The organism is Salinimicrobium aquimaris (assembly GCF_035607535.1).
GTDB lineage: Bacteria > Bacteroidota > Bacteroidia > Flavobacteriales > Flavobacteriaceae > Salinimicrobium.
Genome location: NZ_JAYDZX010000012.1, coordinates 80,752 through 95,123 on the forward strand (window position 1 = coordinate 80,752; position 14,372 = coordinate 95,123).

A 14,372-nucleotide genomic window follows, 5' to 3' on the forward strand; every position below is an offset into this window, starting at 1 on the left:
CAAAAAAGACTACTAAGTTTTTTTGAACAAAATAATACATCATTAGTTTTCAAACCTATACAGTTTTAAAAACTCTTCATATTCTTTCTGAAATGTCTTTGTTCTGTGATGTTCTTTTTGGTTGAGGATATATCGGAAAACCTTTTCTACGGCCGATTCTGACACAGAGAATGCTCCATAGCCGGTTTGCCATGCAAACTTTTCATAAGTTAAGTTGTTACTATTAATGTAATGGGAACTACTGCCTTTAATTTGCTTTATTACTTCGGCAATGGATTTTTGAGGATTTAACAGAAATAGGCAATGAATATGATCTGGCATTCCATTAATAATTTTTTCCTGGCACCCCATCTCTTTAAATTCCTTATTAATAAAGTCATAGATCTGGGTCTCAATCGGTTTTATAATGAACGGCCGCCGATCTTTAGTTGACCAAATGGCATGGATCCAAATTTTATTATAGGAATGAGGCATAGAATCATAAAGTTGAAAACTGTTAAAACGGTTTTGTTGTTATTGATCTCTTCAAAACCCCGGGTTTAAACCCGGGGCTATAAAACTATGTTTTAATTAATTGAAAATAAACGTTTTAAAACTTATTTTTCAGAACTTGATAATTGGGATCAACGGATGTAATTCCTGTAACAAGGATTTTCCATAGCCTAACTCGCAATAATCCAGGTTTTGGAGGAAATATAAAAATAGCCCCGGATTTTAATCCGGGGGGGATATACAGTAGGCTGGGTAAACAGGAATGGTTTTAACCATTTTCCATTTCCCTTTTCCTGTAACCTTCAGCAAAAATAGCGATCACCAGCAACTGCAGGATATGGTAAAGCATTATAGGTAGAAGGTACAAGGCGTTTGCTGCGCTGTTCCCAAAGATGACCTTAACCATTACAGATCCATGTACCAACGATTTTTTCGTGCCACAGAATTTGGCTGTGATCTCATCTTCAGTAGAAAAATTGATCCATCTTGAGACGAGCCCGAGGCCAAAATAGATCGTAAAGAATAGAACTGTGACTAAAACCGAAAGCTTCAGAAGATCTGCCAACCCAACTTTAGTGAATAATTCCGAGGAAAAGGCGCTGCTAAAACTGGCGTAAACGATCAGGACAATAACCGACTTGTCAAAAAAACTGATCTTCGTCGAATTCTTTCTGGCCAGTGTCCCCAGGTATTTCTGGAGAAATAGCCCAATAGCCAACGGTAAAATGATTTGGATCAACAGCTTTTGAATTACAGCGCCAAACTCAAAGTCTGAAGAGGAAGCCATGAAAAGACTCATCCAGACAGGGGTAGCTATAATTCCTATCAAACCTGAAAGACTGGCATTAAATATTGCGGTTGGAATGTCTCCTTTTGCAAGGGAAACCATCACTATGGAAGAACTCACGGTAGACGGCAAAGCTCCAAGAAAAAAAAGAGCCAGCCAGAGTTGGGAGGAAGTGCCTCCTTCAAAGAAAGGTGTGAAGCCCAGCACCAGCATGGGGAAAATGAGAAAAGTGGTAAGCTGGATAATAATATGGACTTTGTAATTACTAAAACCTGCTTTAAATTCCGTCGGGGATAGCTTTAGCCCATAGAAAAAGAATATAAATCCTATTCCAATATCGGTAATGGTCTTAAGCGGCAATACCTCCGGCCCGTTTGGTAAGAACCAGGCGAGGAGAATGGCAAAGAGCAGTGCAGCTATGAACCCGTTGAACTTCACTTACTGCTCGATCTTTACATTATAGGTCTCTACTATGTGCAGGTGTTCTTCCGAAACAAAATCTGTTTCTGTAAATTCTTTGAGACGAACCCTCTTGTTATCGTACCGCTTGATACTTTTGGCAAACCTTCGAATATCATCTCTGGACTTTAGAATCAATCCAGGAACCTTGACCGATTTCCCTTCGCTGTCTTTAGCGACCATAGTAAAATAGGAAGAGTTGCAGTGTTTAACTTCTCCGGTTTGAATATTCTCGGCTTCTACCCGAATTCCAATTTGCATCGAACTGTTACCAACGAAATTTACAGAGGCTTTCATCGTTACCAATTCCCCGATTTCAATTGGATTTAGAAAATCCACCGTATCAACACTTGCCGTAACGCAATAGACGCCCGAGTGTTTAGAAGCACAGGCAAAAGCGATCTGGTCAAGCAGGGAAAGCACATATCCCCCGTGGATCTTGCCATTGAAGTTGGAATGGGAGGGAAGCATAAGTTCCGAAATGGTAACATGAGATTCGGCAACTGTCTTGTATTCTGGTATCATTCTATAGATTTTGGTAAAGCAGGTTCATAAATTCTCCCATTTTGGAAGGGTCTAACCAGCGGGTGACGACAACTATATCATTTTCTTTATCTACGACTATGAAATTCCCTCCGAAGCCGGCTGCGTAAAAAACATGTTCAGGTACATTCTTCCAGTTGCCTTCTCCGCGGTTGAGCCACCACATGTAACCATATTTTTCATTGACATTTGAACCTTGCATGGCTTTGGAAATATTTTGAGGAGTTAAAAGCTGCTTTCCATTCCAGCTGCCATCGTTCATGTAGAGAAGTCCAAACCTGGCCATGTCTTTAGTGTTGATGAACATTCCGCCGCCCGAATGACCGCCCCCACTTACCGATTGCATCTTTAGTCCGTCGATAGTTACCCATGAATTGTCATAGCCATACCAGCGCCAGGTAGTGGAGGCACCAATTGGATCCATGATCTCATTCTTAAGAACGCGGGGCAAGGGTTCTCTAAAGACATTGAGCAGGGAATAGGCCAGGACATTTACCCTTACATCATTGTACTTGTAAGAAGTACCCGGCTCCTTTAGTTCTCTCCCGCGCCATTGATCAATGTTTTGAGAAGAAGAAGGTCTGTCGGCCCAGTCAAAGCCACCCCAAAGTTGTCCGCTCCAGTCAGAGGTTTGATGAAGCAAATGTTCCCAGGAGATCTTACTGTTGTGTGGACCTTCAAAAATGTCATCCCAAACATATTCTTTTACCTTATCGTCAAAACTGTCAATAAGTCCTTGTTGCTCTGCGAGCAGGGCAGTGGTCGCCAGAAAACTTTTGGTAACGCTAAAGGTCATATCCACCCGGTCAATATCTCCCCATTTTCCAATGATATAGCCGTTCTTAAGGATCATTCCTGCAGGACCTCCGCGTCTTTTCGTGGGCCCAAGAATTTCGTGATAAGGCTCATGCTCAAAACCTTTCAAGATTGCCTGCCGAAGGTCCCTGGATTCTGAATATTCATTGTTTTTGGCGAACTCTATTGCCGCTGAAGGGTCTATATTGAAATCTGAAGGCTGTTTTTCTTCCCATTTATCTTCTGAAGGAAAATAATTTTCCTGCGCGGAAAGGCTAAGTGTGATACTACAGATCGCTAAAAAATAGAAGAATTTTAGTTTTTTCATGCTGTTAATTCAATTGATTTTGTGTGTCCTCCCCATTCGCGCGGGAAAGCCATTTTTGAGACATTTTTTGTTTTGGGGAAATACCAAGGGCTTCCAATTGATCGATATCCTTGATAAGATTCTGTTGCCCGGTCAATTTTTTCATGGCATCATCATATGCCGTAGTCGTCGATTTCAGTCTTTTTCCCACTGTCTCAAGTTCATCGAGCAGTAGCTTAAATTTGTGGTAAAGGGAAGCCGCATGGTTTGCGATCTCCAAGGCATTTTGTTGTTGTTTTTCATTGCTCCACAAAGTATCAATGGTTCGGAGTACCGATAGCAAGGTTGTAGGGCTTACCAGAAGAATATTCTTTTGAAAAGCGGTATAAAAGAAAGAATTATCAAGATTTTGAGCTAAGTACAATGCCGGTTCCACAGGAATGAACATGAGCACAAAATCTGGAGACTTCATCTTATACAGGTCCTCATATTTCTTGGAACTCAGGTCCTGAATATGGCTGTTGAGCGACCGCAAATGCTCCTTTAGAAATTTACCTCTCTTTTCCTCGTCGTCCTCGTTTACATATCGTTCATAGGCAACAAGGGAAACCTTTGAATCAATGACCATTCTTTTGTCACCCGGTAAATGCAGTACAACATCGGGCAGCAGCTTTTTTCCATCTTCAGTTTCATGCGATCTCTGAAGAAAATATTCCCGGTCCTTTACCAGGCCCGATTTTTCCAGAACCCGCTCCAGGATCAGTTCTCCCCAATTTCCCTGGGTTTTATTTTCACCTTTAAGAGCTTTAGTAAGATTGTTGGCTTCCTCGCTTATCTTGATGTTCTGCTCATGTAAATACTGAAGTTGTTTTCCCAGCTGTGCATGCCGCTCAATGAAGTCATTCGAATTCTTTTCAACCTTATCTTCAAAAGTTTTTATCTTTTCCTGAAGCGGTTGAAGGATCTGCTCAATATTTTCTTTATTGATGCTGGTAAATTTTTCCGATTTCTGCTCCAGGATCTTATTCGCCAGATTCTCAAACTCCTTGCTGAATTTCTCCTGAAGTTTTTCTAACTCTCCTTTTTGTTCTGCGAGCTTTTCCTGAAGATTCTTATATTCTGAATTCCGCTCTGTCAATTGAGTACTAAAAATGTCTTTTTCACCCCTTATTTTTTCCCGTTCCTCACAGGCCTCCAAAAGTTGCTTATTGATAGCTTCCTTTTCTTCCTTAGCCTGCTCTTTAAACTGAAGCAGCTGTTCCTGTATTTGCACTTTATAATCCTGAAACTGATTATTGAGCTGTTCATTTCTTTCCTTCAGAACATTCTGCACACTTTTGCTTCTGAAGTTTGCGATCAAATAACCCAAAAAGGTTCCAAAAATGAGAATTCCGAAGGAGATTGCGAGGAGGATAGGATCAATCATGAGGAGCAGGTTTGCCCAAAGATACTATTTTCAGGTTTTTATTCTGAAGGTTTCGGTGGTCCTGTCAAAAACAATCAGATCCTGCGGAAAGATGCTCTCAAAATGCCCTTTTTGAATGAGCTGTTGCGGACTATCCTGTACCACTCCATCGGGCTTCATCAAGATGATCTTATCACAAAGCTGAAGAGCGAGATTAATCTCGTGAGTAGCAAAGATCACAGCTTTGTTCGTACATAAACTAAGGTCCTTCAGCAATTTTAGAACCTGGGCTTTATGATACATGTCGAGATGAGAAGTGGGTTCATCGAGGATCATAAGTGGGGTATCCTGGGCCAGGGCCCGGGCAATAAGAACCTTTTGTAACTGGCCGTCACTAAGTTCATAGCACTTTTTAGCCTTTAAGTCTTCAATCCTCACAAGAGACAGGGCGTTTTTTACCATTTTACGATCCTCTTCGGTTAGGCTGCCTATCCAGTTAGTGTAGGGTTGCCGTCCCAGGGCCACCAGTTCTGCAACCCCAAGATTCTTGGATAATGGCTGTTCTGTGAGAACAAGGCTTATCATTGTCGCCAGCTTTTCTGAAGAAAGATTTTCCCTGTTTTGCCCATTGATGTTGATCTCTCCTGAAAGCGCTGGTTGCACTCCACTTATAGTTCTTAAAAAAGTGGATTTTCCCACTCCGTTTATTCCAACTACAGCCACCAGTTCTCCTTCTTCCACAGCAATATTAATATTAGAAGCAACGACATTCTCCTGCTGCTTCTTGCTGTAACCTATGTTGAGATCTTCAGTCTTTAAAATGATATTTTTCGCTCCTGTTTCTATGCTGCTGAATTTTAAAAGAGGAATTTTCTTTTTCTTACCAGAAGCCAGATGATCACGGGTGCTCCCACGAGGGAAGTAATGGCATTTATGGGTAAGGTGTGTTCACTTCCCGGAAGTTGTGCTACCATGTCACATAGCAACATTAAAATAGCTCCGCCCAGAATCACCGCCGGCAACAGAATCCTGTGATCATTTACCGGAATGACCTGTCTTATAAGGTGCGGAACTGCAAGTCCCACAAATGCGATTGGTCCTGCAAAGGCTGTAATACTACCTGCCAGTAGACTTGTGGAAATGATCAATAACAAGCGGTTTCTTCCAATATTCATTCCCAGGCTTCGGGCGTATTGCTCCCCCAGTAAAAGCGAATTTAGGTTCTTTATGCTGAAGAGGGCTATTAAAATTCCGGTTAGCCAAAAAATGCTGAGTACGAACACCTCGCTCCAGCTAAGATCACCCACACTTCCGAAGGACCAGAACACGTACTGCTGCAACTGCGCCGCCGGACTAAAATATGACAACACGCTCACAACTGCCGACGTAAGGCTGGCAAACATGAGCCCGATGATAAGAATGGCCATGGTGTCTTTTAGTCTTACCGAAGCCAGTAAAACAGCAAGTAATACGAGGAGACTTCCAAGGCTGGAGGCTATCACCAGGCCCCATTCTGACAACAGAATGCTTCCGGCAAGCCCTCCAGTTAATGTTGCTCCCATGAGTACTACCGCAACTCCCAAACTGGCTCCGCTGCTTAGTCCCAGTACATATGGACCTGCCAGTGGATTCCGGAACATCGTTTGCATCAGCATTCCGCTTACAGCGAGACCAGAGCCTGTTAAAACGGCTGTGATTGCTTTTGGGATACGATATTCGGTAATAATATATTGCCAGCTCTCGTTGGCTGTTTCCGAAGAGAACAAAACAGCAATTACTTCCTCAAAAGGGATGTTTACAGACCCCAGGCTAATGTTGAGAAACCACACTGCCACTGTCACTCCCAGGAGGAGCAAGAGCACAGCGGTATAAGAGCGGGTGGTTTCCAACTAGTCCAGTGGTTTATAAAAGGTGGTGGTATATTCAGGTAGCAGCTGTGGATGAAAAATGGAGATCAGATCTTTCAGGACCAGATCGGGTCGCATTGGGGCGAGCTCGTAAAAAATTACGCCGCCGGTTTCCCCTTTTTCGCTCGAAAAGGTATAGATGTTCTGCTCCTGAAAAGCTTTAAATCTGGTGTAATGAGGAGAGGCATTTTTTAGCTCTTCATAGGCTGTGAATTGCGCCGGACCAACCCAAAATTCGGCATTGGCAGCTTCTGCCAGAACGGTTTCAAAAGAGAGGGAAAGACTTCCTGTACCTTCGGTATCTCCAAAAAGATAATTAGCATTGGCATCTTTGATGAAAAGTGCCTGCCACGAATTACCTGCCGGGAGGTACCATTGATCTTTATACATGGAGCCCGCCACCACTGTAGGAGTTTCTTCAGCTTTTTTTGCGAGTTCCTTTGCAGACAAATAGTTTTTTTCTACCTCTTCAAAAAAGGCATTTGCCTGCTCCATTTTTAGGAAGAAGGCACCAAAGAATTTTATCCATTCCACTTTTCCCAGTGGAGAACTTTCAGTCCAGTCGGCGTTAAAAACTACCGGAATTCCGCTTTTTTGGAGGGTGTTGAAGCTCTTGTTGCTGCCGTCAATGGAAAAGCCTATCACCACATCGGGCTGCAGGTCCAGTAGGTTTTCTGTGTTTAGAGCTTCATTTTTTCCAAGCTCTCTTACTTTTCCTTCAGTAATTAATTTTCTGGTCTTTTCCGATGAAATATAATCCAAACCCGGAAAACCGACCAGAGAGCCTTCGGTCTCCAGTATTTCAAGTGATGGGATATGAGTAGTGGAGGTGACTACCATTTTTTCTACCGGGATTTGGATCCTTTCGTCAAACTTCACATTCTGCGGTACATCTGCTCCTTCCTTAGCCAATAAATAGCGGTAGGTCCTATCGGCATTGGGCCATGGATTTTCCACCTTAAGGATCATGTGATCCCCAAAATTTATGATTTTTAGACCCGATGCATATTTTATCTCAATTTCCTCTCCTTCCTGCGTCAACAGCGGAGTCTCTTCCTTTTCCTCAGATTTGCAACCCAGGATAAGGATCGAAAATAACAGGATGATCTTGTATGGAATTTTCTTCATTGGCAGTTCAAAAGTAAGATTATTTAAAATTATTGAGAGCGGAAGAATTGAATTGTTTATTTTCGCAGTGAAATTTTGGTTCGATTGTTTTCTGAGGTTTTTCAGAAAGAAAAGACATCGATTAAAAGGGAATCAGGGGAAGTTAGAAGTACGAATGACGAAATACGAAATTCTGTCGATAACTTCCGAAGCGATTTTTGAGTTTGAATTACTTCTAACCTCTAACTTCTAAAATCTACCTTCAAGTAAGCCTGAGCTGTTCCCGCAACTGTAAGCTTAGTTCCGATGCGTCGGAATGCCTTTTGTACGCTTCATACCACTGTCTCCATAGCTATCGGGATGGGAAGGTCAACAAAAGGACGCGAGCCAGGAGACCTGCCAATTTTCAGCAATTAAAACCTTTGGCTTTCGGGAAAAAAGCCTGCGGATGATGAAAAAAAGCGTCTTCTACATTTTATTTCCACTGCTACTCTGTTCCTTCACGGGATACGGTCAGCTCGACTCAATTAATTATTTGGAGGAAGTTGTGCTGAGTGATGTACATCTTTTTCGGAACTCTGAGACTAACACTGTTCAGGTTTTAAACGATTCTGTACTGCAGCAAAATCCGCCGGCGCTCACTTCTGTACTTAAATTCAATTCTCCGATTTACTTCAGGGAGAATGGGCCGGCAATGGTAGCTTCAGCTTCTTTTAGAGGAACAACGGCTTCCCAGACAGCTGTGGTTTGGAATGGAATCAATATCAATTCTCAGTTTACCGGGCAAACAGATTTTAATACCATCCTTACTTCCGGATATGAGAACGTTGCTATCCGGTCGGGTGGGGGAAGTGTCTTGTATGGCAGCGGCGCGATTGGAGGTAGTGTGCATCTCAACAATCGGTTCAGGTTTAGTAAGGGTTTTCAAAATGAAATCAGATTACGCTATGGCAGCTTTGACACCCGGTTCGCTAATTTTGATTCTGAATTTTCTACAGAAAAGCTGAGCCTTCAGTTAAATGTTGCCCGACATGACAGCCAGAATGATTTTCCTTACCCCAATTCAGAAAAAAAGAACGAGAATGGAGACTTTTCTAATACCGCTATAAGTGCGGCAGCCGCCTATCTCCTTAACCACAGCAACAGCCTAAAATTCTATACCGCATATTTTGATGGGGAAAGAGGTTTCTCGGGCACGCTTACTGCTCCTTCCAGGAGTAAATATGAAGATCTTAACAGTAGAAATTTACTGGAATGGAAAAGTTATTTAGGTGATTTTACATCCACTTTGCGGCTGGCATACCTGGAGGAACGCTACAGGTATTTCGAGAACAGGAATAGAGAAAACTACAGCTATGGAAGGGCAAAGACAGGAATTGTAAAATATGATCTTGAGTACGATCTGGGTTATGATAAAAAATTATTTGCCTTAGTAGAGTATAATACTACGGCGGGCGAAGGAACTAATATAAGCGGGTCACAAGAGAGAAATACCAGTTCTGCAGGGCTGCTTTTTACACATAATCTGTACCCTTTGAAATATGAAATTAGTGCAAGAGCTGAGTTTTCAGATCGATATGATTCGCCTTTGCTCTTTTCAGCCGGGACTTCTTATGCGATAACAGGGAATTATCTTCTAAAGCTAAATATCTCAAGCAATTACAGGATTCCGACTTTTAATGATCTTTTTTGGCACAATGGAGGAAATCTGGACCTGCAACCGGAAAAGTCCTTACAGGCTGAAGTGGGGCAGGAGTTGCAGATCTCCACCCTTGAACTCAGCATCGTAGGATTTATTATCGACACCGAAGATCTTCTGCGCTGGGTACCATCTACAGATGGAGTTTGGAGACCAGAAAATACTGAAGAAACACTTAATTATGGTCTCGAAGCAACAGCCGACTGGAACAGGAACCTGAACGGTCATATTTTCAATTTTAGCGGTACCTATGCTTATACCCGTGCCCTCGATCAGGAAAACGGGAACCAACTTATTTTTGTTCCCAAACATAAGGCCACAGCTTCGGCGGGTTACGGTTTTGGAAATTTCAACAGTTACTTTCAAATGCTCTATAATGGAGAGGTCTTCACTTCTTCAGACAATCGTTATTCCCTCGAGTCCTACACCGTAGCGAACGCCGGATTGGGTTATGACCTTATTACACAAAAGCTGAACCTCGAACTGGAGGTACGCAATATTTCCAATGCTTCATATCTAAGCATGCCTTCAAAACCTATGCCGGGGCGATCATTTTATACTTCATTAATCTTTAAATTTTAACCAATGCAAATTAGAAACTATCTTTTACTGCTTTTTATGTTCTCACTTTTGACTTCTTGTGAGGTTGATGACGATAACAATCCTGTCCCCGATAATTCCGGAGCTTTTTCTGAAGGAATTCTTGTGCTCAACGAAGGTCTTTGGGGTCAGGGAAATTCATCTGTATCTTTTATCGATGGAGCAACAGGAGAGGTAAAACAGGGAATTTATTCTGAAGTCAATGGAAGTGATCTCGGAGATACAGCTTCAGATATAGGATTTTATGAAGACCTTGCCTTTATTGTCGTGAATGTGTCCAACACCATTGAGATTGTGGACCGCAGAACGTTTGAAAGCGTGGCAACTATTGATTCTGAACTGGAAAACCCTCGAAAAATAGCTTTTCTAATGGGGCTGGCTTATATCACTAATTGGGGAGACGCATCAGATCCTTCAGATGATTTCATAGCTGTTTTCGATGCGCGCACTTTTGATTTTCTGGACAAGATAGAAGTTGAAGAAGGACCTGAGGATATCCTGGCAATAGGAGAGAAATTGTTTGTAGCACACCAGGGTGGATGGAGCTTTAATGATATTATAAGTGTAATCTCGGGAGATGAAGTAGAAAAGACGATAACTGTTGGTGATGTTCCCAATGACCTTTCTGAAGACAATGGATTTCTCTGGGTTTCCAGTGCCGGACTGCCAGATTACGCAGGAGAAACTGCAGGCGAAATAAGTAAGATAGATCTGTCAACCATGGAAGTAGTTAAAACTTTCAGTAATGCTGCTGCTACCTGGCACCCTTCAAATATAACTGTAGAGAATGGTCTTGTTTATTATACTTTAGGAACAGAGGTTTATAGCTTTGGCAGCGGGGAGGAAACCTTACCTTCAGAACCTCTTTTTAATATGGAGGAGGTGTCTAACCTCTACGGGTTTAGACTTCACGAGGGCAGGATCTATGCTGCTTCTGCAAGTGCAGATTATACAGGAGATGGAAAGTTATATATTTATAATACGGCCTCGGGGAATCTGGAAAATACATATGATACAGGGATAAATCCCAATGGAATTTTCATTGCAGAATAAGTAGTGATAATAACGTCAACAAAAAATCCCGCTGTAAAGCGGGATTTTTTAATTTATTCTGATTTAAAATTTTTACTTTTTATTAAAAATGAAAGGCAATTGATTTTTTGGATCATCCAAACTTATAAAAAATCCTTTCTCGTCTTCCATGGGTATTTCACGAAAATCAAGTGCATGCTCATCGGCTTTCTTCTGGTAAGCGGCTGAAACGCTACTGACGCCTGTTATTGCCTCAATTGTTCTGGCTAAAAGAGGTTCATCTAATTCTCCCAGCTGGCCGAGATTGTTTATATCTTCCTCAATACGAATATCAGGAATTAATCCGTCTACGAAATCGGTGTAACCATTGGCATTAGCAAATTTGTAAATTAAAGGTTGAATGGCGTATTTATGATTTGGATTGATATTCTTTTTATTTGTAAGACCTTCCGAATCATATAGGGTAATCGAGCCTTGAAATTTACCTCCGGTTTGAGTTCCTACATGAATTACTTCAATGTAAGGCTCCAGACCAATCAGGAAACTTTCGCTGGCAGAAAAACTCCGGCCAGTTTCAATGATGTGTACTCTATTAAGGTTTAGGCTATTTATTGCTTCTCCATTACTTATCTCATTATTATAGCGGCTATATAAATATTCGGGATTATTTTGTTGCCAATAACTTTGATAATCATCATTCCATACCTCTTGAGTGAAAATTTCTCCATTAAATTGCCCGGTCACCATACTAGCTAAATCTGATGAAAACTCGGAATATCCACCCCCATTGTATCTCAGATCCACAATTAGTTCTTCAATATTTTCGGATTTGAATCTTCCGAAAGTTTCGTTCAGCTTTACGTCATCAATCCCGAATTCCCCTAGAAACGAGGAGAGATACAGGTATCCTATTTTTACCCCTTCAACCGTGAAGATCTTCTCGACAGCAATAGGATTTTCCTTAAATACGCTTTTAGTTACATTGATTGGATCCTCCACCTCGACAAGAAAACCATCTTCAATGGTTGAGAGACCCAATTCTAAATTATCTGGGTTAAAAATGCTCTGGTAGTTATTAACTGTAATGTCGGTTCCGTTCACTTTTGAAATATAATCCGCTCGCTTAAGACCTGCAGCTTCGGCAGGGCCGTTAGGAGAAACATAAATAACGTAAGCCAAAACCTTAGTAGTGCTGTTGGGAGCATAAACTAAACCGTATCTGAAACCAGCAGATTTACTGGAGCCCTGAAGATAACTCTCCAGTTCTTCATAATCCTCTACAATCCAGCTAAACCTGTCCTCATCGGCAACCAGTCCACTGTAAAACAGGTCATCTGGAGTATCCCATTTTAAAAGATATTCATCTAAATCGGCCTGAGTAGAGAAATAATTGTCAGCTAATTCCGGAATATGGCTTTTATACAAATAGATATTGTTCATAGATTTCCAAATGAAATCTTTTATTTCGAGATCTTTCTTTTCTTCAGCAGTTAGTTCTACTGGTTCTACTTCCTCTTTCTTTTCTTCAACTTCCTCCACAACATCATCTTTTGAACAGGAGGTAAATAAAATTCCCAGCAGGAACAACGGCATAAAAAACTTCTTCATGTATAATTTATTTATATGGTCGCTAAAACTAATCTAAACAGAGATATTACCAAAGAAAAAACATAAGGAATTGTTAATTTAACAGAACTAAAGTTACTTTAATAAAGGTTCTTCAGAATACATCTTCTGGTACAGTGGGTCGTACATTTGACTCTCTCCTAACACCTGCATTTTTTGTTTACTGTAATTCAAAGGCGGGTTGGTTCCCGATATAACAGCTAAAGCTGCAGCCAGTAAGGGTTCTTGAGGATCTCCTAAAATTCCCAGGGTTTGAATATTTTCACTTATTTCAACATCGGGTTCTAATCCATTCACGTAATCACTCACATTATTTGCATTGAGGGTTTTGTAAATAAGAGGTTGTACAGCATAAGTGTGACTAAGATTTGCGCCATTTCTTCTAAAGTTCGGGGAATCATATAAAGTGGTTGATGCCTGAAATTTTCCCGTTGTATTTTCTCCTACCTGTATGACTTCAATGTAAGGTTTAAGGCTGTTGATCAACAATTCACTGGCAGATGCGGTTCTAAGTGTGGTGATGAAGTATACTTTTGACAGCCCCAGACTATTGATAGCAGCCCCGGTTCCGATATTACTGTTGAATCGATTGATAAGACTTTCAGGGGCAGTGGTTTCGAGAAGGGTCTGGTAATCTTCATTCCATTGTTCCTTACTAAAGATCTCTCCCGCAAATTGTCCGGTGATCATACTTGCCAGATCATTTGCCGTTTCTACAGAGCCGCCACTGTTGTACCTTAGATCCACAATAAGATCGGAAATCCCTTCAGCTTTAAACATGGCGAAAGCATTATTTAGAACGGCATCAAAACTGCTGGTAAAGCCATTATACATGAGGTAACCCACTTTTCCGTTCTCAGTTGTCAACGTTTTTGCGATGTAAACCGGATTAGTAGAATATTCCTCCTTCTGAAGGGTTACCGTTTCCCCTGTAGAAACCACCTGTTCATCTCTAACTTCTGCCAACCCGATGGTATAGGTCGCCGGTTGAAGTAACCTGAAGTAATTTTCCCTGGTTAATTGAACTCCATCAACAGTATTAAATAAATCACCTCTTTCGATTCCCTTTTCTTCAGCCGAAGTATTGGGCAAGACATATCGCACATATCCTACAACTTCCTCTGAATTAGTGGTGTATGGTATTATTCCGTATTGCATTCCGTTTGACAGATTAAGGCCGTCGAAAGATCTTTCCAATGCGCGATAATCGGACACTAAAAAACTAAACTCATCATGATCGGCTACCAAACCTCTATAAAAGAGTTCTTCGGGGGAAGCAAAGCTCTCAAGAAACTCATTCAGCTCATCCTGATTTTCAAAGTGATCATCGGCCAATTCGGGAACATCTGCTTTATACAGATACATATCGTTCATAGCCCGCCAGATAAAATTTTTAATCTCCAATTCGCTGGCAGGTCTAATGACATCATCCAGATCGTCATAACAGGAATTGGAGAGCAGCAACAGGCAACATAACAGCAGTAGGTTTGTAGTAGATTTCATAGCTTTAGCAACTTTTTGTTACCTATAAATGTACTTGAAAAAATAAACTTTTGAAGTTTTTGGTAACAAAAATGAATTGTATCCGTCGTAAAGGAAAGGGGGCAGTAAAA

The 14,372-nt window shown here is 41.3% G+C and carries 12 protein-coding genes and 1 riboswitch; of the genes, 2 read left to right on the forward strand and 10 right to left on the reverse strand.

Annotated elements, in window-relative coordinates; genetic code table 11:
• Window positions 1-42 precede the first annotated feature (42 nt).
• The 8 genes from tnpA to VR862_RS11990 all read right to left on the reverse strand — a co-directional run bounded on the left by tnpA (window position 43) and on the right by VR862_RS11990 (window position 7,823).
• Window positions 43-474, reverse strand: a complete 432-nt coding sequence (gene tnpA / locus VR862_RS11955; protein WP_324721209.1) for an IS200/IS605 family transposase — start codon at window positions 472-474, stop codon at window positions 43-45.
• Between the two features lie 286 nt (window positions 475-760).
• Window positions 761-1,717, reverse strand: coding sequence for a bile acid:sodium symporter family protein (locus tag VR862_RS11960; RefSeq protein ID WP_324721210.1), 957 nt, complete (start codon window positions 1,715-1,717; stop codon window positions 761-763).
• Window positions 1,718-2,263, reverse strand: a complete 546-nt coding sequence (locus VR862_RS11965; protein ID WP_324721211.1) for an acyl-CoA thioesterase — start codon at window positions 2,261-2,263, stop codon at window positions 1,718-1,720.
• 1 nt (window position 2,264) lies between these two features.
• On the reverse strand, window positions 2,265-3,404 hold the full coding sequence (locus VR862_RS11970; RefSeq protein WP_324721212.1) for a serine hydrolase domain-containing protein: 1,140 nt from the start codon (window positions 3,402-3,404) through the stop codon (window positions 2,265-2,267).
• A 4-nt stretch (window positions 3,405-3,408) separates the two neighbouring features.
• A complete protein-coding gene (locus VR862_RS11975) occupies window positions 3,409-4,809 on the reverse strand; it encodes a DNA recombination protein RmuC (RefSeq protein ID WP_324721213.1) in 1,401 nt (466 codons plus the stop codon).
• Window positions 4,810-4,839: 30 nt separating this feature from the next.
• Window positions 4,840-5,634, reverse strand: coding sequence for an ABC transporter ATP-binding protein (locus VR862_RS11980; protein WP_324721319.1), 795 nt, complete (start codon window positions 5,632-5,634; stop codon window positions 4,840-4,842).
• 11 nt (window positions 5,635-5,645) lie between these two features.
• Window positions 5,646-6,677 (reverse strand): iron chelate uptake ABC transporter family permease subunit, encoded by a 1,032-nt coding sequence (locus tag VR862_RS11985; RefSeq protein ID WP_324721214.1) that lies wholly within the window; start codon window positions 6,675-6,677, stop codon window positions 5,646-5,648.
• Window positions 6,678-7,823, reverse strand: a complete 1,146-nt coding sequence (locus VR862_RS11990; protein ID WP_324721215.1) for an ABC transporter substrate-binding protein — start codon at window positions 7,821-7,823, stop codon at window positions 6,678-6,680.
• A gap of 82 nt (window positions 7,824-7,905) precedes the next feature.
• Window positions 7,906-8,220, forward strand: a riboswitch (cobalamin riboswitch).
• 30 nt (window positions 8,221-8,250) lie between these two features.
• Here VR862_RS11990 and VR862_RS11995 point away from each other — a divergent pair.
• Entirely contained in the window at window positions 8,251-10,083 is a 1,833-nt protein-coding gene (locus VR862_RS11995; protein WP_324721216.1) for a TonB-dependent receptor plug domain-containing protein, read from the forward strand.
• A gap of 3 nt (window positions 10,084-10,086) precedes the next feature.
• Complete coding sequence (locus VR862_RS12000) at window positions 10,087-11,154, forward strand: YncE family protein (RefSeq protein WP_324721217.1); 1,068 nt, start codon at window positions 10,087-10,089, stop codon at window positions 11,152-11,154.
• Between the two features lie 72 nt (window positions 11,155-11,226).
• Here VR862_RS12000 and VR862_RS12005 read toward each other — a convergent pair whose 3' ends face one another.
• Together VR862_RS12005 and VR862_RS12010 are read right to left on the reverse strand one after the other, a co-directional pair.
• On the reverse strand, window positions 11,227-12,741 hold the full coding sequence (locus VR862_RS12005; protein WP_324721218.1) for a GFO_1087 family putative carboxy terminal peptidase: 1,515 nt from the start codon (window positions 12,739-12,741) through the stop codon (window positions 11,227-11,229).
• A gap of 93 nt (window positions 12,742-12,834) precedes the next feature.
• Window positions 12,835-14,262, reverse strand: coding sequence for a GFO_1087 family putative carboxy terminal peptidase (locus tag VR862_RS12010; RefSeq protein ID WP_324721219.1), 1,428 nt, complete (start codon window positions 14,260-14,262; stop codon window positions 12,835-12,837).
• Between the last annotated feature and the right edge of the window lie 110 nt (window positions 14,263-14,372).

Excerpts from the sequence above, each read along its gene's own strand:
- tnpA (WP_324721209.1), bottom strand. The coding sequence starts at position 474 with ATGCCTCATTCCTATAATAAAATTTGGATCCATGCCATTTGGTCAACT.
- VR862_RS11965 (WP_324721211.1), bottom strand. The coding sequence starts at position 2,263 with ATGATACCAGAATACAAGACAGTTGCCGAATCTCATGTTACCATTTCG.
- VR862_RS11970 (WP_324721212.1), bottom strand. The coding sequence starts at position 3,404 with ATGAAAAAACTAAAATTCTTCTATTTTTTAGCGATCTGTAGTATCACA.
- VR862_RS11975 (WP_324721213.1), bottom strand. The coding sequence starts at position 4,809 with ATGATTGATCCTATCCTCCTCGCAATCTCCTTCGGAATTCTCATTTTT.
- VR862_RS11990 (WP_324721215.1), bottom strand. The coding sequence starts at position 7,823 with ATGAAGAAAATTCCATACAAGATCATCCTGTTATTTTCGATCCTTATC.
- VR862_RS11995 (WP_324721216.1), top strand. The coding sequence starts at position 8,251 with ATGATGAAAAAAAGCGTCTTCTACATTTTATTTCCACTGCTACTCTGT.
- VR862_RS12000 (WP_324721217.1), top strand. The coding sequence starts at position 10,087 with ATGCAAATTAGAAACTATCTTTTACTGCTTTTTATGTTCTCACTTTTG.
- VR862_RS12005 (WP_324721218.1), bottom strand. The coding sequence starts at position 12,741 with ATGAAGAAGTTTTTTATGCCGTTGTTCCTGCTGGGAATTTTATTTACC.
- VR862_RS12010 (WP_324721219.1), bottom strand. The coding sequence starts at position 14,262 with ATGAAATCTACTACAAACCTACTGCTGTTATGTTGCCTGTTGCTGCTC.